The 19524-nt window shown below is 34.6% G+C and carries 17 protein-coding genes and 2 other annotated features (1 of these 19 only partly in view); all 17 genes read left to right on the top strand.

The window, feature by feature from the left end; all coding sequences use genetic code 11:
* The first annotated feature begins 196 nt into the window (after window positions 1–196).
* The 17 genes from BR43_RS01250 (at window position 197) to minD (ending at window position 19372) form a co-directional block, all read left to right on the top strand.
* Window positions 197–1912 carry a septation ring formation regulator EzrA gene (locus BR43_RS01250; RefSeq protein ID WP_034558635.1) on the top strand — a complete coding sequence of 572 codons (1716 nt, stop codon included), beginning with the start codon at window positions 197–199 and terminating at the stop codon, window positions 1910–1912.
* A 212-nt stretch (window positions 1913–2124) separates the two neighbouring features.
* A complete protein-coding gene (locus tag BR43_RS01245; protein WP_034558633.1) occupies window positions 2125–3264 on the top strand; it encodes a cysteine desulfurase family protein in 1140 nt (379 codons plus the stop codon).
* A 28-nt stretch (window positions 3265–3292) separates the two neighbouring features.
* A complete protein-coding gene (gene thiI / locus BR43_RS01240; protein WP_034558625.1) occupies window positions 3293–4510 on the top strand; it encodes a tRNA uracil 4-sulfurtransferase ThiI in 1218 nt (405 codons plus the stop codon).
* 101 nt (window positions 4511–4611) lie between these two features.
* Window positions 4612–6207: an amidohydrolase gene (locus tag BR43_RS01235; protein ID WP_034558623.1), complete on the top strand. Its 1596-nt coding sequence runs from the start codon at window positions 4612–4614 to the stop codon at window positions 6205–6207.
* A 172-nt stretch (window positions 6208–6379) separates the two neighbouring features.
* Window positions 6380–7039, top strand: coding sequence for a redox-sensing transcriptional repressor Rex (locus BR43_RS01230; protein WP_034558621.1), 660 nt, complete (start codon window positions 6380–6382; stop codon window positions 7037–7039).
* A 91-nt stretch (window positions 7040–7130) separates the two neighbouring features.
* Window positions 7131–7832 (top strand): GNAT family N-acetyltransferase, encoded by a 702-nt coding sequence (locus BR43_RS01225; RefSeq protein ID WP_245617790.1) that lies wholly within the window; start codon window positions 7131–7133, stop codon window positions 7830–7832.
* 88 nt (window positions 7833–7920) lie between these two features.
* Window positions 7921–8412, top strand: coding sequence for a thiol peroxidase (tpx, locus tag BR43_RS01220; protein ID WP_034558617.1), 492 nt, complete (start codon window positions 7921–7923; stop codon window positions 8410–8412).
* Window positions 8413–8491: 79 nt separating this feature from the next.
* Window positions 8492–8721, top strand: a binding site (T-box leader).
* Window positions 8722–8820: 99 nt separating this feature from the next.
* Window positions 8821–11466 carry a valine--tRNA ligase gene (locus BR43_RS01215; RefSeq protein ID WP_034558615.1) on the top strand — a complete coding sequence of 882 codons (2646 nt, stop codon included), beginning with the start codon at window positions 8821–8823 and terminating at the stop codon, window positions 11464–11466.
* Between the two features lie 147 nt (window positions 11467–11613).
* Window positions 11614–12915, top strand: a complete 1302-nt coding sequence (locus BR43_RS01210) for a bifunctional folylpolyglutamate synthase/dihydrofolate synthase (RefSeq protein ID WP_034558609.1) — start codon at window positions 11614–11616, stop codon at window positions 12913–12915.
* Between the two features lie 22 nt (window positions 12916–12937).
* A complete protein-coding gene (locus BR43_RS01205) occupies window positions 12938–13600 on the top strand; it encodes an HAD family hydrolase (protein ID WP_034558607.1) in 663 nt (220 codons plus the stop codon).
* A 56-nt stretch (window positions 13601–13656) separates the two neighbouring features.
* Window positions 13657–14343 carry a RadC family protein gene (gene radC / locus BR43_RS01200; protein ID WP_034558605.1) on the top strand — a complete coding sequence of 229 codons (687 nt, stop codon included), beginning with the start codon at window positions 13657–13659 and terminating at the stop codon, window positions 14341–14343.
* 173 nt (window positions 14344–14516) lie between these two features.
* Window positions 14517–14717, top strand: a complete 201-nt coding sequence (locus tag BR43_RS01195; RefSeq protein WP_010050435.1) for a cold-shock protein — start codon at window positions 14517–14519, stop codon at window positions 14715–14717.
* Between the two features lie 455 nt (window positions 14718–15172).
* Window positions 15173–16186, top strand: coding sequence for a rod shape-determining protein (locus BR43_RS01190; RefSeq protein WP_034558602.1), 1014 nt, complete (start codon window positions 15173–15175; stop codon window positions 16184–16186).
* Between the two features lie 270 nt (window positions 16187–16456).
* A complete protein-coding gene (mreC, locus tag BR43_RS01185; protein ID WP_034558600.1) occupies window positions 16457–17308 on the top strand; it encodes a rod shape-determining protein MreC in 852 nt (283 codons plus the stop codon).
* Between the two features lie 5 nt (window positions 17309–17313).
* A complete protein-coding gene (mreD, locus tag BR43_RS01180; protein WP_034558596.1) occupies window positions 17314–17835 on the top strand; it encodes a rod shape-determining protein MreD in 522 nt (173 codons plus the stop codon).
* 32 nt (window positions 17836–17867) lie between these two features.
* Window positions 17868–18584: a septum site-determining protein MinC gene (locus tag BR43_RS01175; protein ID WP_245617789.1), complete on the top strand. Its 717-nt coding sequence runs from the start codon at window positions 17868–17870 to the stop codon at window positions 18582–18584.
* Window positions 18584–19372, top strand: a complete 789-nt coding sequence (minD, locus tag BR43_RS01170) for a septum site-determining protein MinD (protein ID WP_034558587.1) — start codon at window positions 18584–18586, stop codon at window positions 19370–19372. Before BR43_RS01175 ends, minD begins: the two co-directional genes overlap by 1 nt.
* Before the next feature lie 37 nt (window positions 19373–19409).
* Window positions 19410–19524, top strand: a binding site (T-box leader) (it continues 139 nt past the right edge of the window).

Raw genomic sequence — 19524 nt, 5'->3', positions numbered from 1 at the left:
TTTCTAGTGTTAGTTTTTTCTCACTGTGGTATAATCTACAATAGGTGTTTTTATAAAAAAAAGCAACCCTATTTTGGTATATAAATTCGTTATATTTATATTGTAATAGGATTGAATATAGATAAAAAATAATGTATTAGTCTTGTGTATACATACAAGCTATAATTGATAAGTGATCTTAAGTGGAGGTTTTTAAATGAATTTTATTGTTATTTTAATTGTGATTGTTGTCTGTGCGCTTATTCTGTACGGTGCAAGTTATTTTCTGAAGAAAAGGCATTATGGAAAAATTGATGAATTAGAGAATCGAAAATTAGGTTTAACTGAAGTTCCAGTAATTGATGAGATTAATAAATTAAAAAAATTGCAATTGACGGGTCAAACAGAGAAGTCGTTTAAAGAATGGGAAGGCGTTTGGCGCAATGTGGCTACAGTGCATTTTCCAGATATTGAAAATTATTTATTCGATGCAGAGCAAGCAACGGATAAATTAAAGCTTGGGAAAGCACAAAAAGCAGAAGATGCAGCAACGAATTTAATGGATGAAACGCAAGAAAAAATTCAAAAAATTCAAGCGGCTTTGAGAAAATTAATTAAAAGTGAAGAGGAAAATCGCTTAGAAATTAAAAAAACACAAGAAACGTATCAAGCAATTCGCAAAAAATTATTAACTCAGAGTTTTTCTTTTGGCGGCGCTTTAGAAAGCTTAGAACGTCGATTAACTTACTTAGAGTTAGATTTTACGAAATTTTCTGAGTTAACAACTTCTGGCGATCATATCGAAGCAAGAGAAGTCCTTGAGCGTGTTGCGACGGACACAAATGAATTAAATCGTTTAATTGTGATGATTCCAGGACAATTAAAAACGTTAACGGTTGATATTACAGATCAAATTTTGGAATTAAAAGAAGGTCATCAGCAGCTAGTTGAAGAGGAATTTGTCTTTTTAGATGTTGATATTCTAAAAGAAATTGAACTTGTTGAAACAGAAATGGAAGCTGCAAAAGAATTAACTGAAACGTGTGAAGTTGATGAAGCAGAACAAAAAATTACAACTTTAGAAAGTAAAATTGATGGTCTTTATGATAAAATGCAAGATGAAATTGATGCAAAAGAATTCGTAGAAGAAGAAGAACAAATGTTTACGGACTATCTAAATCATGTCATTACCAATAATCGTAAATTACTAATTGAAATTGATCGAGTTTCCCAAAGTTACACGTTAAATCATGATGAAGTGGAAATTGCTAGAAAAATGGAAGCTGATTTAGATGGACTTAAAGATGAATTTGATGGATTTACAGAAAGTGTTAAAAATCATCAAATAGCCTATTCAGTAGTAGCTGATTTCTTTGAAGAAACTGGTGACAAATTAACTGAACTAGAAGAAACTCAACAAAAAATAAACTCAGATTTATTACATTTACGTAAAGATGAAATGGAAGCTCGTGCTAGATTAGATGAATTTGAATTTGATATGCGAACAATGAAACGCCATGTTGAAAAACAGCATTTACCTGGTTTACCAGCAAGCTATCTTGATTTATTTTTTGCAGCAACCAAACGAATTGAAGAGTTGGCTAAAGAATTAAATAAATTAAAAATCAATATGAAAGAAATCACGCGATTGTGTTTTATGTGTCAAGATGATGTTGCATTAGTAAAAGAGAAAACCAGTGAAATTATTGATAGTGCTCTTTTAACTGAACAAATGATGCAATACGCCAATCGTTATCGTCATTCAAATGAATCAATTGCTGGTGCGATTGATGAAACTTTGCGTTTATTCAATAAGGATTATCAGTATCAAGAAGCGTTAGAAATTATCTCAACAGCTCTTGAGCAAGTTGAGGCGGGTGCATATAAAAAAGTTGAAACGAACTATTACGCAGATAAAAAAAATAGTCACTAACATTAAATTTCCAGCGAATTAAATAAAGTAGTGTTGTATTCAGTAATGACTACTGATGTACAACACTATTTTTTTATACGAATTTGTGTAAATAAATGCTTTTCTATCCGAATGAATCCTTGTGATTATTAGGAAGTCTGCTATAATGAATAGTGGTTTTTAAGATTTTTAATGTATGATTTCAGAAACACTAAAGGAAGTTGTGAAATAAATTGATCTATTTTGATAATAGTGCAACCACGCAGATGGAAAGCACAGTACTGGCTACGTATCTAAAAGTAGCTGAAGAAGTTTATGGAAATCCCTCTAGTTTACATGGTTTAGGTGATACAGCAGAAGGTCTTTTGCAACAATCTAGAAAACAAATTGCTAAATTTTTAGGTGTTCAAGATAATGAAATTTTTTTTACTAGTGGTGGAACGGAAGGCGATAATTGGGCCTTAAAAGGAACTGCACTAGAAAAAAGTAAATATGGAAAGCACTTGATTACGACGACAATTGAGCATCCAGCAATTAAAGAAACAATGGCGCAATTAGCTGGAAATGGTTTTGAAGTAACTTATTTGCCAGTAGATAAGGATGGGATTGTTTCTTTGACAGCTTTAAAAGAAGCGTTAAGACCTGATACTATTTTGGTTTCAATCATGGCTGTTAACAATGAGGTTGGGAGTATTCAACCATTAAAAGAGATTGGAATGCTATTGGAAAAATATCCTAGTATTCATTTTCATGTAGACGCAGTTCAAGCTATTGGTAAAATTCCACTTGACTTGTCAGTAACTTCGCGAATTGATTTAGCAACTTTTTCAGGACATAAATTCCATGGACCAAGAGGAACAGGATTTATGTATATTAAGCATGGTAAAAAGATTGCTCCATTATTAAATGGTGGTGGACAAGAGAAAGGTCGCCGGAGTGGTACGGAAAATGTAGCAGGAATTGCAGCGATGTCACGAGCAGTAAGATTATTACTGACGGATGTAGAAATAAAACAACAACAGCAAAGACAGATTCGTGACTATTTAATGGAAGCTTTAAGTCATTATTCTAAAGTCACAATTTTTTCAACGATGACTGGTGCTCCGCATATTCTTTGTTTTGCTTTACGAGGAATTCGTGGCGAGGTTTTGGTTCATGGGATGGAAAAAGAGGGGATTTATTTATCAACAACAAGTGCTTGCTCTAGTCGTAGTGGCGTTAGTTCTAGTACTTTGGCAGCAATGCATGTTCCTGATTCAATTGCAACAAGCGCTGTTCGTATCAGCTTAACCGATACAAACACATTGGCAGAAGCAGAAGTATTCTTAGGAGCATTTGCTAAATTATATACCCAATTTAGAGATATTCATTAAAGGATTTTAAGAGAAGAGGCGAAAATAGATGCATTATACAGAAATAATGGTTCGTTATGGCGAGCTTTCAACAAAAGGGAAAAACAAACGCACATTTATTAGCCGTTTAACGCAAAATGTCAAACGTGCACTTCATGATTTTCCAGATGTAAAAATTCATGGGGAACGAGATCATATGTATTTAGAATTAAATGGAGCAGATAGTGAACTAGTAGCACAACGTTTAGAACCTATTTTTGGTATTCAAAACTATTCACCAGTTGTACGTTTGCCTCGTGATATGGAAGCTGTAAAGAAAACAGCAATTGAAATGGTTCAATCTGTTTTCAAAGAAGGGCAAACCTTTAAAATTACAACAAAACGTGCGGACCATCGTTTTGAGCTAGATACGAATGACATCAATCAGTTGTTAGGAGCAGAAGTTCTACGGAATGTTCCGGGAATTAAAGTTCAAGTTAAAAAGCCAGATATTGAAGTGAAGGTTGAAGTACGTTTAGAAGGGATTTTTCTTTCTTGTCAACGGATTCCTGGAGCTGGTGGCTTGCCAGTTGGATCGGGTGGTCGAGCGATGTTAATGTTGTCAGGTGGAATCGACTCACCAGTAGCAGGATATTTAGCGATGAAGCGTGGAGTTGAAGTGCAGGCTGTACATTTCCATAGTCCACCCTATACAAGCCCAAGAGCCTTACAAAAGGCAAAAGATTTAACAGCTAAATTAACTGCATATGTTGGAAGTATTCAATTTATTGAAGTTCCTTTTACAGAGATTCAAGAAGAAATTAAACGTGTAGTACCAGAAGGGTATTTAATGACGGTAACCCGCCGAATGATGATGCGTTTAACAGATGAAATTCGACGCCAAAACAATGGCTTAGCTATTGTAAACGGAGAATCATTAGGTCAAGTGGCATCACAAACTTTGCAAAGTATGGTGGCAATTAACGAAGTGACGGCTACGCCGATTATTCGTCCAGTTGTTTCAATGGACAAGAATGAAATCATTGAAATTGCTAAAAAAATTGATACATTAGAGCTATCTATTCAACCTTTTGAGGATTGCTGTACAATTTTTGCGCCACCTGCACCAAAAACTAAGCCCAAACTTGAAAAAGCTCAATCATTTGAAGCACGTCTAGATGTAGAAGGATTGATTGCTCGAGCAATGGAGAACTTAGTGATCTCTGAAATTAAGACTGGTGATACTTCAGATCAACAACAAGAAAGTACATTTGCAGATCTTTTATAAAAATTTAGTTGAATCTAAAATAAAGAACATCTCAAGTCTTATCCAAGATTTTGAGATGTTTTTTCCGATGGTTGAGGAATGAATTGAAAGGAGAATGAAGGATGAAATTATGGCAAAATGGTCTTTTTTATACAATGATAGGGGAAGATGAAACAGTTGAAGCAGTAGTAACGAATGCGGGTGAAATCAGTCGAACGGGAACCGTGAAGGAATTGAAAGCTTATTACGGAGATCAACTAACAGAAACAATAGATTTAGATGGTGGAACTGTTTTTCCAGGGTTTGTTGATAGCCATTTACATTTATTATGGTATGGTCAAAGTTTGGCTCGGTTGAACTTAAAAGAATGTGAAACGAAACAATTAGCTTTACAGATGATAACAGAACGGGTAATGGAGTTGGGAACAGACGAATGGCTTTTTGTGGAAGGGTATAATGAGAATAAATGGATAGATGATGCCACAGCATTTACTCAAGCAGATTTAACCAGATTATCTAAAACGAATCCAATTTTAGTTCGTCGAATTGATTATCATAATGTTGTAATTAATCAAGCGTTTACTGAAAAAATTGGAATTCAAAAAAATCAACTATTTGATGGAGGCGGTGAAATCGTCTTAGATGCTTCTGGTAATTTTACTGGTGTTTTAAAGGATGAGGCGACGAATTTAGCAATTAATGCTTTTCCAGAATCCACTTCAGAAGAAATGGAAGAGTATTTAACTTTAGCAATTCAAGATTTATGGAGCAAAGGTATCACAGGTGGTCATTCAGAGGATCTACATTATTTTAATGGATTTTTTGGTACTTTTGCTACATTTAAAGAAAGCTTAGGCGAACATTTATTACCCTTTAGAGCTCATCTATTAATTCATAATGCGGAACTAAAAAGCTTTGTACAATCAGGGGAGCAATTTTTAGATAGCGATCCCTTTGTAGAATTAGGTGCAATGAAGATTTTTTATGATGGTACGGTAGGTTCAAGAACGGCTTTGATGGAGGCTGGCTATGACTCGGATTCGACGAATCATGGATTGCAAATTCAAACAGATGAACAATTTACAAGGATGGTTCGAGAAGCTCGTCAGGCTGGATTACCTGTTGCCATTCATATTTTAGGTGATTTAGCCTTTGAGAAGGTGATTACGACCTTAAGGCAGTATCCACCAGCTGATGGGCAGATGGATCGTATGATTCATACTCCTTGGTTGCGACCGAATTTATTAGACTTAGCTAAAGGGTTGCCATTATTATTTGATGTTCAGCCGCAATTTATGAGTAGTGATTTGCCGTGGGCGTTAGATGTATTGGGACCAAATCACCCACCATTAGCATTTGCTTGGAAAAGTATTCAGCAAGCAGGATTTCCTTTAGCGGGAGGAAGTGATGCACCTGTTGAGATTCCTAATCCATTTTTAGGGATTCATGCAGCAGTGACAAGGACCGTCAGTTCTGATTTAAATGGTCACCGTTATTTTCCAGCAGAAGCTTTGTCTGTCTATGAGGCAATCAGTTTATATACAATTGGAAGTGCGATTGCTGATTATCATTCAGATACTCGTGGAAAGATTCAAGCTGGTTATGTAGCTGATTTTACAGTAGTGAAAGAAAATCCATTTATGATTCCAATTCAAAAATTAAATGAAGTCAAAGTGATTCAAACAGTGGTTTCAGAAAAGGTCGTTTATAAGGGTTAGTTTAATAGTGGCTTTCTAGTAGATCACTTGGCTAGGAAGCTTTTTTCGTTTTGTTTTTTTAAGAATTTGATAATTTTATAAAAATAATGTGAAAAACGTCACAAATTTATTGAAATCCGATATTTTCAATGGTAATATGGTTTTATAAGTGTTAGTAGGAAGGTGATGTTGTATGGAGAAGACAGAAAAAAATAAACAAGTACCGAAGGCGACAGCAAAACGATTGCCACTTTACTATCGTTATTTAAAATCTTTAGAGGAATCTGGTGTGAATCGGATTAAATCAAAGGAATTTAGTATATTAACACAAGTTCCTTCAACAACAATTCGTCGCGATTTTTCTCATTTTGGAGAGTTAGGTCGTAGTGGTTATGGATATGAAGTTTGTCATGTCTTGGATGTATTTGATCAAATATTAAATGTGAATAAAGTAACGAAGGTTGCCTTGGTGGGTGTTGGAAATCTTGGTAGAGCCTTAATGTCTAATAATTTTCGCCGAGATGATAATTTAAGAATTACGTGTGGTTTTGAAAGCAATCCTGAATTGTGTCATCAAGAGATTGCTGGAATTCCTGTTTATCCAATTGAGGAGATGCAAGAAATTATTGCAGCAGAAGAAATTACAACAGCAATTTCAACGGTTCCTAGTCAGCATTCTCAAGAAGCTGTAGACGAATTAGTAGCGGCGGGTGTTACAGCTGTTTTAAACTTTGCACCAGGTCGTGTAAAAGTTCCTAATACGATTGATATTCGTTATATTGATTTAACAACGGAATTATTAACTTTAATTTATTTTAATGAAACATTGCGCAAACAAATTCAACCAAATTAAATACAAAAGCGGATTTTATGACTAAATAAAAGTTGATAAAATTCGTTTTTTACTTTAAATTAAAGAGAATTCGAGAATAGGAGGGATAATGTTGGAAAATAAGGGGATAGAACAACCTATTGGATTTCCTATTTTAGATTGGCATTCTCGTGAGTTGCCAACGATTCAACGGTTAGTTGGGGAATACTGTTATTTGGAAAAAATTCAATCAGAAAAATATTTGGAAGATTTATATGAAGTATACGGTCCTGCTTCAAGAAGTGAAAACTGGACTTATTTGCCATTATTGCCTTTTGAAAATAGAGTAGACTTTGCAGAATATTACGCTACATTGATAGCATCCGAGGACCCATATCATTTTGCAATTGTTGATAAAATAACTGGAAAAGCAGTTGGAACAATGGCCTTAATGCGGATTGATACTACAAACGGAAGTGTTGAAGTGGGCTTTGTGATTTATTCAGATGTATTAAAGAGGACTAGAATTGCTACTGAAGCTCAATATTTATTGGCGGATTATGCTTTTGAAAAGTTAGGTTATCGAAGATATGAATGGAAATGTGATGGATTGAATCAGCCGTCAGAAAACGCTGCATTACGTTTAGGTTTTAAATACGAAGGATTATTTAGACAAGCTGTTGTGTATAAAAATCGGAATCGTGATACAAAATGGTTTTCAATCATTGATCAAGAATGGCCAATAGTCAAAGCGGCTTTGGTCCAGTGGCTAGCAACTGAAAACTTTGATGAAACTGGAAATCAATTGAAAAAGTTAACAGATTTTAGGAAATAAAAAAGTTGGTTAGGCAGAATAATTGCTTCTCAGATAGTACAACAAGTATAATTAAATTAAAATTAGAGACAAAAGGGGAGCGAATTAAATGGAAATTACAAAAAGAGGGGCAGCAATTAAACTTGAAGGAGAGCAACCAAAAGTTGGACAAGCTGCACCTGATTTTACACTAAAAAATTTAAAAGATGAAACGGTTCATTTATCGGATTATTTAGGGAAGGTTATTTTAATTAGTGTAATTCCAAATATTGATACGTCGGTTTGTGCATTGCAAACAAAACATTTTAATCAAGTTGCAGGTGAGTTAGTTGGTGCGCAATTAATGACGATTTCTAACAATACTAAAGCTGAACAAGCGGATTGGTGTGCTGGAAATGGTGTAGATATGGAAATGTTACATGATACAGAGTTAACTTTTGCTAAAGCCTATGGTTTATACATGCCAGAATTAGAGCTGTTAGCACGTTCTGTCTTTGTTATCGATCAAAATGGAGAATTAATCTATGAAGAGATTGTTTCTGAAATGACTCATGAACCAAACTACGAAGCTGCCTTAACAGCCGCTAAAGAAGTTATTTAATCTCTTATTTTTTAGTGTAGTTGATTTTCCTTTTGAAATGTTATTGAGTTTTTTTAGGGATAATGCTAGAATAGGACTATCAAAAGCAATGAACAAGAGGAGTAGTTTTAAACTAATTCAAAGAGAAAAGAACAGTTGGTGGGAGTTCTTAATTAGGCTGGAATGAAGGTAGCTTGGGAGCTGATAGAGTGAAGCAGAGTAGTTCTATCCGGAGGTTGCGTTCCGTTAATAGCGTTTAGAGTGGTATATCATTCATAAGGTGATATGCAAAATAGGTGGTACCGCGAATTCAAAGCATTCGTCCTAATTAATTTTAGGATGGATGCTTTTTTTGTTTCCATAGTAATCCTAAAAAACTCTGCTTTGACTGTAATTAAACAAATGAAATAAGAAAGAGGGCGGTAAAAAATGACAGATGAATTGAAAATGCCAACAAAGTATCAACCTCAAGAGGTTGAAGCGGGCCGTTATGAAGAATGGCTAGCCAAAGATTTATTTAAACCAAGTGGAGATCATACGAAAGAACCTTATTCAATGGTATTACCTCCACCTAATGTTACAGGTAAGCTGCATTTAGGTCATGCTTGGGATACGACCTTACAAGATATTATTATTCGTCAAAAAAGAATGCAAGGATACGATACATTATGGTTGCCAGGAATGGATCATGCAGGAATTGCAACACAAGCAAAAGTAGAAGAGAAACTAGCGCAAGAAGGGATTTCCCGTTATGATTTAGGACGTGAGAAATTTATTGAAACCGTTTGGGATTGGAAAGAAGAATATGCTTCATTTATTCGTGAACAATGGTCAAAAATTGGTATTTCACTGGATTATAGTCGGGAACGTTTTACGTTAGATGACGGCCTATCAGAAGCGGTTCGTAAAGTTTTTGTCACCCTCTTTGAAAAAGAGTTAATCTATCGTGGAGAATATATTATTAATTGGGATCCAAAGGCGAAGACAGCTTTATCTGATATTGAAGTTATCCATAAAGATGTTGAAGGTGCTTTTTATCATATGAGCTATTCACTAGCTGATGGTAGTGGTGTAGTCGAGATTGCCACAACTCGTCCGGAAACAATGCTTGGAGATACAGCAATTGCTGTTCATCCAGAAGATGAACGTTACAAAGAGTTAATTGGGAAAATGGTTATCTTGCCAATTGTGAACAAAGAAATTCCGATTATTGCCGATGAGTATGTTGAAATGGAATTTGGTACGGGTGTTGTTAAAATCACTCCAGCCCATGATCCTAATGATTTTGAAGTTGGGAATCGTCATGATTTACCAAGGATCAATGTAATGAATGAAGACGGTACGATGAATGAATTAGCTGGAAAATACGATGGTATGGATCGCTTTAAAGCTCGTAAAGCAATTGTAAAAGAGTTAGAAGAGTTAGGTCACTTAATCAAAATTGAAAAAATGGTTCATAGTGTTGGTCACTCTGAAAGAACGGGCGTTGTTGTTGAGCCGCGTTTGTCAACTCAATGGTTTGTTAAAATGGCTCCTCTTTCAAAAGAGGCAATGGATAGTCAAGCGACAGAACAAGCTGTTAATTTTGTTCCAGAGCGTTTTGAAAATACCTATATGCGTTGGATGGAAAATGTTCACGATTGGGTAATTTCGCGTCAATTGTGGTGGGGACATCGTATTCCAGCTTGGTATCATAAAGAAACTGGTGAATTGTATGTTGGCATGGAAGCTCCAGCAGATGCTGAAAATTGGATTCAAGACCCAGATGTTTTAGATACTTGGTTTAGTTCAGCTTTGTGGCCATTTTCAACAATGGGTTGGCCTGATACTGAAGCTCCAGACTTTAAACGCTACTTCCCAACAAATACGCTGGTGACAGGTTATGATATTATTTTCTTCTGGGTAAGTCGTATGATTTTTGATAGTCTAGAGTTTACTGGGAAACGTCCTTTCCAAAATGTATTAATTCATGGCTTAATTCGTGCAGAAGATGGACGTAAAATGAGTAAATCTCTTGGTAATGGAATTGATCCAATGGATGTTATTGATAAATATGGTTCAGATGCTTTACGTTGGTTCCTATCAACAGGTTCTTCGCCTGGTCAAGATATGCGTTTCAGTTATGATAAAATGGATGCTGCTTGGAATTTCATTAACAAGATCTGGAATGCAAGTCGTTTTGCTATTATGAATATGAATGGTTTAACTGTTGATGAAATCGATTTTAGTGGTGAAAAAACGATTGCCGATCGATGGATTTTAACTCGTTTAAATGAGACTATTGAAAAAGTAACAGAGTTATTTGAAAAATTTGAATTTGGTGAAGCGGGTCGTTATTTATATAACTTTATCTGGGATGATTTCTGTGACTGGTATATTGAAATGAGTAAAGGTGTATTGAATGGTGAAGATGAAGCAGCTAAGCAAACAACACGAAGTATTTTAGCACATGTTTTAGATCAAACTTTACGTTTATTGCATCCAATCATGCCGTTTGTAACAGAGAAAATCTGGGAAAGTGTACCGCATCATGGCGATTCTTTAGTTGTAGCAGATTATCCAGTTGTTCGTCCAGAATTAAGTGACGAGACAGCAGCTAAAGGAATGGAAGTCTTAATGGAATTAATTCGTTCGGTTCGTAATATTCGTTTGGAAGTGAATACGCCTCTTTCCAAAAAGATTGAATTATTGATTAAAACCAATGATCCTAAAATCGAAAGCTTCTTAAAAGAAAATGAAAATTATATTGAACGCTTTTGTAATCCGGAAAGTTTAGTGATTAGTAGTAGTATTGTTGCGCCCGAAACAGCAATGAGTGCTGTGATTACTGGAGCTGAGATTTACTTGCCATTAGCTGGTCTAATCAATATTGGAGAAGAGATTGTTCGTCTTGAAAAAGAGCAAGCGAAGTGGGAAAGTGAAGTCAAACGTGTACAAGGTAAGTTATCTAATGAGCGCTTTGTTGGCAGTGCACCTGAAGCTGTTGTTCAAGCGGAACGAGATAAAGAAAAAGATTACCTTGAAAAACGTGATGCTGTTGCAGAACGTATTGCAACATTAAAAACGCAACAATAGAAAATTTAACTAGAAGATGACCTGAACAAAGGGGCATTTTCTAGTTTTTTCATCTTTTTAGACTAGTCAGAACTTTTTCAGACAGGTATAATGAAAGAGCTTAGAAAAATGATTAGTTGCTACAAAGCAGAATTGGTGGGATGAAACTTGTTTAACACATATGAAGAAGCTTTAGAATGGATTCATGGTCGATTAGTTCTAGGGATGAAACCGGGTTTAAAAAGAATGGAATGGATGATGGCAAAATTAGGTCATCCTGAAAGACGTTTTAAATCGATTCATGTAGCAGGAACAAATGGAAAAGGTTCAACAGTCACTTATTTGCGTAGTGTATTAGAAGAAGCGGGACAAGTGGTTGGAACATTTACATCCCCATATATCACCGTTTTTAATGAACGAATTAGTGTTAATGGTGAACCGATTTCCAATGAGGAGATTCTAAGGCTTGCAAATCTAGTATATCCACTTGTGATAGAGTTGGAATCGACTCCATTAGGTGGTCCAAGTGAATTTGAAATTGTAAATACAATGATGTTTCTCTATTTTGGAGAAGGTCATGCAGATATCGTAATTGTTGAAGTTGGTTTAGGTGGCTTAGTTGATTCTACTAATGTGGTTACACCAGTAGTTTCAGTAATTACAACAATCGGATTGGATCATATGCATATTTTAGGGCATACTCTTCCTGAAATTGCCGCTCAAAAAGCTGGAATTATTAAACCAGGAGTACCTGTGGTCACTGGAAAAATTGGAAAAGAAGCATTGACCGTGATTCAAGAAATTGCGGAAGAAAATGATAGTTCTTTGATTCAATTAAATCAAGATTATTTTATTTCAAAATGGAAAACTCTGCCTACTTGGGGGGAGCAATTCACTTTTGAAGATGATTTTATTTGTTTAAGGCAAGCGACTATTAGTATGTTAGGTGAACATCAAGTTGAAAATGCTGCATTGGCATTGGAAGCTTTAAGAGTGTATAGCCATGAAACAGGATTAGCTATTAGTCATGAAGCTATGTTACGAGGTTTGAAGAAAGCTTTTTGGCCAGGTAGAATGGAGAAAATTAATGATGAGCCTTTAATTATTATGGATGGGGCACATAATGAACCCGCTATGAGGCGATTAGTAGATACGTTAAAACAGGATTTTAACCAACAAGAAATTTATTTGATTTTTGCATCCTTAGAAGACAAAGCTGTGGTAGAAATGTTGAAATTATTGGAAGAATTGCCAAATTGTCATTTAATTGTAACGAGTTTTGATTATCCAAGAGCCGCATCAGCTCAAAGTATAGCAAGTCATTTATCAGGTGATTATCAAATCCAAGAAAAATGGCAACATGCATTGGTGGAGACATTAAATGAAATGGATAATAGCGGTGTTTTGGTCATTACAGGGTCATTGTACTTTATTTCTGAAGTACGTCATTATTTTTTAGATGAAGAGTGAAAAATAGAGAGGGGTTCTTTTTTTGAGTGAAGTAAAAGCAGTTATATTTGATATGGATGGATTGATTTTTGATACGGAGACCTTATATTACCGTTCTAGTCAAGAAGTAGCGGATCGTTTAGGTTTAGCTTTTGATTATGAATATTATACACGTTTTATTGGAGTCTCTGATGAAGAGTTGCATGAAAATCTTTACCGGGATTTTAAAGATGACGACAAAGTTGCTCGGTTGATTTCTGAAAGTCGAACTCGTTTAGACGAGATGGTTGCTGAAGATGGTTTGATTATCAAAGAAGGTTTTCTTGAATTATTAGACTTCTTAGAAGAAAATCAAATAAAAAAAGTTGTAGCATCAAGTAATGTCGAAGAATTGGTTCGCTATTTTCTAGAAAGAGAGAATTTGCATCATCGATTTGATTATTTTGTATCAGGTGATGATGTAAAACGAGCAAAACCTGATCCAGAGATTTTTGAGAAAGCTTGGTCGGATTTAGGCGTAGCTAAAAATGAAACATTAATTTTAGAAGATTCAATTAATGGAATTCGTGCTGCACATGATGCTGGGATTGAGGTTATCATGATTCCTGATTTAATTCCACCAACATCAGAGGCAGAATTAAAAACAGTTGCCATTTATGAAGATTTGTCACATGTTAAAAAATATATTGATACAAAAAATAATTAAAAAAGTAAACTTAACCTCTTTTTACGGATAGTATGAGTAAAGGGAGGTTTTTTTCTATGGGAGAGCAGAGTTTAATGGTAGGAGTTCCCACTTTTAGTAGGCCACGAGAACGCTTAGAAGAATATGGTGAAAAAGCATTGGGAAACCATGAGCTGTTGGCAATTATTTTGAGGACAGGATCAAAAGAAAAGAATGTTGTCACTTTAGCAATGGAAGTCTTAAATCAATTTGATGATTTGCATCAATTGAAATTTTCCTCGTTAGAAGAATTACAAGGTATAAAAGGGATTGGTTATGCTAAAGCAATTGAAATTCGAGCAGCGATTGAATTTGGATTAAGAGTTGCTAGTGCAACACAATTAAAAATAGGGCAAGTTACTTCTAGTCAGATGGCAGGGACTTTATTACATTTAGAGATGAAGGATTTGCAACAAGAGCACGTCATTGCGTTATATTTGAATACAAAAAATCAAATAATAAAAAAAGAAACAATCTTTGTTGGTGGATTAAATTCAAGTGTGGCTCATCCGAGAGAGATTTTTCGTGGGGCGGTTAAAATGTCAGCGGCGCGTGTTATTATTGGCCACAATCATCCGTCAGGAAATCCAGAACCTTCAGCAGCAGATATTAGCTTTACTAAAAGAATTGCAAAATGTGGTGATCTGATGGGAATCGAATTATTAGATCATATCATCGTAGGAGAAGGGGAGTATATCAGTTTAAAAGAACTGGGCATATTCTAATAAGTTTATTAATTTTTGTAAGTAAAATACTTGAAGAAAAAAATGTTCCATGGTATACTTACTGTAGTGTTTTTGTTAGGTAAAGAAAAGATTGTTTCATAACATTCCAATTCGTACCGTAAAGCAAGAATATCAAATATTATGTGCCAAAGGCACGAGGAGGAATTTTAATTATGGAACAAGGTACAGTTAAATGGTTTAACTCAGAAAAAGGATTTGGATTTATCGAACGCGAAAACGGAGACGATGTATTCGTACATTTCTCAGCTATTCAAGGCGACGGATTCAAAACTTTAGAAGAAGGACAAGCAGTTACTTTCGACGTTGAAGATGGTAACCGTGGACCTCAAGCAGCTAACGTAGAAAAAGCGTAAGCTTAACTAACAACCTTTAGAAGCCAAGTATTCAGTTACTTGGCTTTTTTTATGATTAAAATAATATTTGATAGAGTGGAAATAAATTAAGTTTAACTGTTATTAGAGTTTTGGGTTGAATTTAATAACAATTTCTTATAAAATAAAAGATGTCATTTAGATTTCACTAAATGGGTTAAACAAGATAGTTGACTTAGAGAAAATACCTGTTATAAAATATAGGAATCATAACGTAGTAATTGAATTCGATGTCAAACAGTTTACAAAGATGATAAATGTTTAAAATTCTATTAAAATACATTTGAAATTAATGTTTTCTGCAGTAATATGAAGTATGATTATTCCTGTTACAGCGAAATTACTATTTTAGGTAGACTGTTATTGATTATTTAAGAAATAATTTGAAATTTTGTAATGAACGATCATTTAAGATATAGCTGAGAGGATGAAGTCGAGTGTTAGGATTTGGAAGTAAAGATATTGGTATTGATTTAGGAACGGCTAATACAATGGTCTATGTTGATGGAAAAGGAATTGTCTTGAGAGAACCATCTGTTGTTGCTAAAAATACAAGTAATGGTGATATTGTTGCTGTAGGTGAAGAAGCAAGAAATATGATTGGTAGAACACCAGGAAGTATTGTAGCAATTCGCCCAATGAAAGATGGCGTTATTGCTGATTATGAAACAACAGCAGCGATGATGAAATATTATATTCAAAAAACAATTGGAAAATCTAGTTCTAAACCTTATGTAATGGTTTGTGTTCCAAGTGGTGTTACGGAAGTTGAGAAACGTGCAGTTATTGATGCTACTCGTACAGCTGGAGCGAAGGATGCTTTTATTATTGAAGAACCATTTGCAGCAGCAATCGGAGCTGGACTCCCAGTGATGGATCCAACAGGTAGTATGGTTGTTGATATTGGTGGTGGAACAACAGATGTAGCAACAATTTCTTTAGGAGGAATTGTAAGTAGCCGTTCAATTCGGATGGCGGGTGATCGTTTAGACGATGCTATTATTCATTATATTCGTAAAAAATATAATTTATTAATTGGTGAAAGAACGGCTGAGGCTGTTAAGATTGAAGTTGGTTGTGCATCAGTTGAAAAATCAAAAGAATACGGTGAAATGAGTGTTCGTGGACGTGATTTATTAACAGGCTTACCAAAAACAATTGAAATTTCAGCAGAAGATGTATCAAGATCATTGCAAGAAGTTGTTGAAGCGATTATTGTAGCTGTTAAAGAAACGTTAGAAGAAACGTCACCTGAAATTTCTTCAGATGTAATTGACCACGGGATTGTATTAACGGGTGGTGGAGCATTGTTGAAAAATCTTGCTGAAGTGATTGCTGATGAAACACAAGTACCTGTTTTTGTTGCTAGTGAACCGTTAGACTGTGTAGCAATTGGAACTGGTGAATCATTGAAACATATTGATTTATTTAAGAAAAAAGCCAACCGCTAAAAAGATAAAAAATCTCTGTAAGTAATCACTGAGAATTAGTAAAGGAATAAACTTTTGATCAGTAAAAGTCTGTTTCTAAATAGTTTGATGTAAGCGGGGAGTTTTAAACTCTCCGCTTTTTATTCTATACCTAAATAAAGATTTTTTTGGAAAAATGATTCTTTTTCTAAAATAATAGGAGAGAGTTAAAAAAATCTTAATAAAATTAGTTTATTATTGCAGAGATATGTTAAAATAGAGAAGGCCATAGAGGCAAAGTGGGGTGACGAGTTGCATCAATTTTTTTCAAACAAAAAATTAATTATTTTATTAGTCAGTGTAATAGCTTGTATGGGACTCATTGCATACTCGATTAAAGAACGTGCAAGATTGCCGATTGTACAACAATTTACCAATGATATTACTGCCATTACTGGTCGCGTCTTTGCAAAACCTGCGAATGCAGTGGTGAGCTTCATCGACTCTATTGAAGATTTGAAAAATACGTATGAAGAAAATCAATTATTGAAATCAAAAATTGATAAGTTGTATGAGCAACAAGTTGAGTTATCCGATTTAAAAGAAGATAATAAAAAGAAACAAGAACAGCTTGATTTACAAAGCAATCTATCTGCGTATAACAAAATCAATGGAACGGTAATTGGAAGAAATCCTGATACTTGGGTAGATCAAATTATTGTGGATCGTGGTAGCAAAAATGGTGTAGAACAAGGAATGGCAGTGATGTCAGGGAAAGGCTTAGTTGGTCGTGTTGTAGAAGTAAGTCCAACAAGTTCAAAAATCCAGTTAATTACTACTATGGACACTAAAAATAATCGAGTAGCCGCTGAGGTACAAAATGGTGAAACAGCTGTTTTTGGAATCATTAATGGTTACGATAAAGAAACAAAACGTTTAATTATGAAACAGATTACGGCGGACGCAGTTCCTGTAAAAGGAGCAGATGTTGTGACCTCTGGATTAGGTGGGAAAACACCAAAACTATTGCCAATTGGAACTGTAGATGAAGTTAAATTAGACTCATTTGGATTATCCAAAGAAGTTTATGTTACACCGTATGCAGATACTAATGATATTCGTTATGTAACGATCATTCAACGGATTTCTGAAAGTGGTGAGTAAAAAAGATGATAATCAATTTTAAAAAAAGTTTTTTACCACCTATTTTGTTACTTGTCTTTTTCTTAATTGATGGTGTTTTGGCTGCTTTGTTTTCAAAAACTTTTTATGATGGAAATTATATTTTAGTTCCACGTTTAATCGTCATAATTTTTGTATTGATGTCCTTTTATTTACCAAGAAACAAGGTATTAGTTTATGCAATTGTTTTTGGACTATTGTATGATAGTTATTACAGTGGAATTTTAGGTGTGTATGTGGCGTTGTTTCCAATCATTGTCTATATCACTGAAAAATTAAAAAAAGTGTTAAATCCAAATCCTTTAGTTGTAGGAATGATGTTGATTATTAATGTTAGTATTATTGAAACGGTTCTGTACTTTTTCTATCAGGTTTTAGGCGTAAATACTATGGATTTTAATGCCTTTTTAGCTGAGCGGATGGGACCAACATTATTGTTGAATAGTGTTATTTTTATTTTTTTATACTATCCACTAAAAAAACTGATTTCAAAACTTGATGAAACTTAATTAAAAAGCATTTACTTGAAGGGTATTCCTTGATGGAGAGTATAGGAGTTGTGAATATGAAGCAAAGTGTCACCTTAAAAGGAACAAAAGAAGGCTTTATTTTAACGTTGGCTGAAAGTGCTGCTTTTGTAACAATACTAGAAGAAGTAGATGGATTATTAAAGAAACTACATTCCGAAAATAAAGAGCAAAAAGAAGTTCAAAAAGCAATTAGTTTAGAAGTGAAAACGGGTAATCGTCTTTTAACAGGCGAAGAGCAGGAGCAAATTACTGAAAAAATTGTTAGCAATAGTCAATTTCAATTAAAAAAAATTAGTGCAAATGTTGTTACCTATGAACAAGCAGTAGCTTGGCATGAAGCTAATAATTTACAAATGGAAATGCAAACCATTCGTAGTGGTCAAGTCTTGGAAGCACAAGGTGATTTGCTGTTAATAGGAAAAGTACATCCTGGCGGAACGGTTCGAGCAAATGGAAGTATTTTTATTTTAGGTGAACTTTTAGGTGTGGCTCATGCAGGTTTTTCTGGTGATGTTGAAGCAGTTGTAGTTGCTGATTTTCAAACAGATGCTCAAATTAGAATTGCTGAAAGTGTTCAGATTATTGAAAAAAAAGTGATAGATTCTGAAAAAACTATTGAAAAGCAGTATGCATATATTAATGATTTGCATATATTAGACTTTGAAAAACTAGAAAAATTAAGAACGATGCGGCCTAAACTAGGCAAAATGACTGGAGGATTAATTTAATGGGGACAGTAATTGTCATTACATCTGGTAAAGGTGGAGTAGGGAAAACAACATCAACTGCTAATATTGGAACAGCTTTGGCTTTACAAGGGAAGAAAGTTTGTTTAATCGATATGGATATTGGACTTCGTAACTTGGATGTTATCCTGGGATTAGAAAATCGTATTATTTATGATATTGTTGATGTTGTTGAAGAACGTGCTAAATTACATCAAGCAATTATAAAAGATAAACGCTTTAATGATAATCTTTATCTATTACCTGCGGCTCAAAATGCAGATAAAAGTTCAGTTAATGCAGAGCAAATGCAAGATATCATTGCTATTTTGCGTCCAGATTATGATTATATATTGATTGATTGTCCGGCTGGTATTGAACAAGGCTTTAAAAATTCAATTGCAGCTGCAGATAGTGCGATTGTAGTAACGACCCCTGAGATTTCAGCTGTTCGTGATGCTGATCGAATTATTGGGCTGTTAGAGCAAACTGAAATGACACCACCACGTCTAATTATTAATCGTATTCGTAAGCGTATGATGCAAGACGGTGAAGTTTTAGATATTGATGAAATTACGAAACATCTTTCAATTGATTTGTTAGGAATTGTTTTTGATGATGATAGTGTGATTCGTTCTTCTAATAAGGGAGATCCAATTGTATTAGACCCTAAAAATCCAGCTTCATTAGGTTATCGTAATATTGCTCGTCGCATATTAGGTGAAACAGTACCGTTGATGTCACTAAAAAAAGAGAAAAAAAGTTTTTTTCAAAAACTATTTGGCAAATAAAAAAGAATGTGCTATACTATTAAAAAATGATTAGAAATTTGAAGCGTTGAAGAGAAAAAGTAAGATTAGTGAATTCAAAGAGAGATTGTCTATGGTGAGAGCAATCAAGGAACTAATTCTGAACACACATCTCTGAGCTGGCGATTGAACTT

Source organism: Carnobacterium gallinarum DSM 4847 (assembly GCF_000744375.1).
Lineage (GTDB): Bacteria > Bacillota > Bacilli > Lactobacillales > Carnobacteriaceae > Carnobacterium > Carnobacterium gallinarum.
Note: the sequence above shows the minus strand (reverse complement) of the source record. Positions and strands in the feature narration are given on the sequence as shown.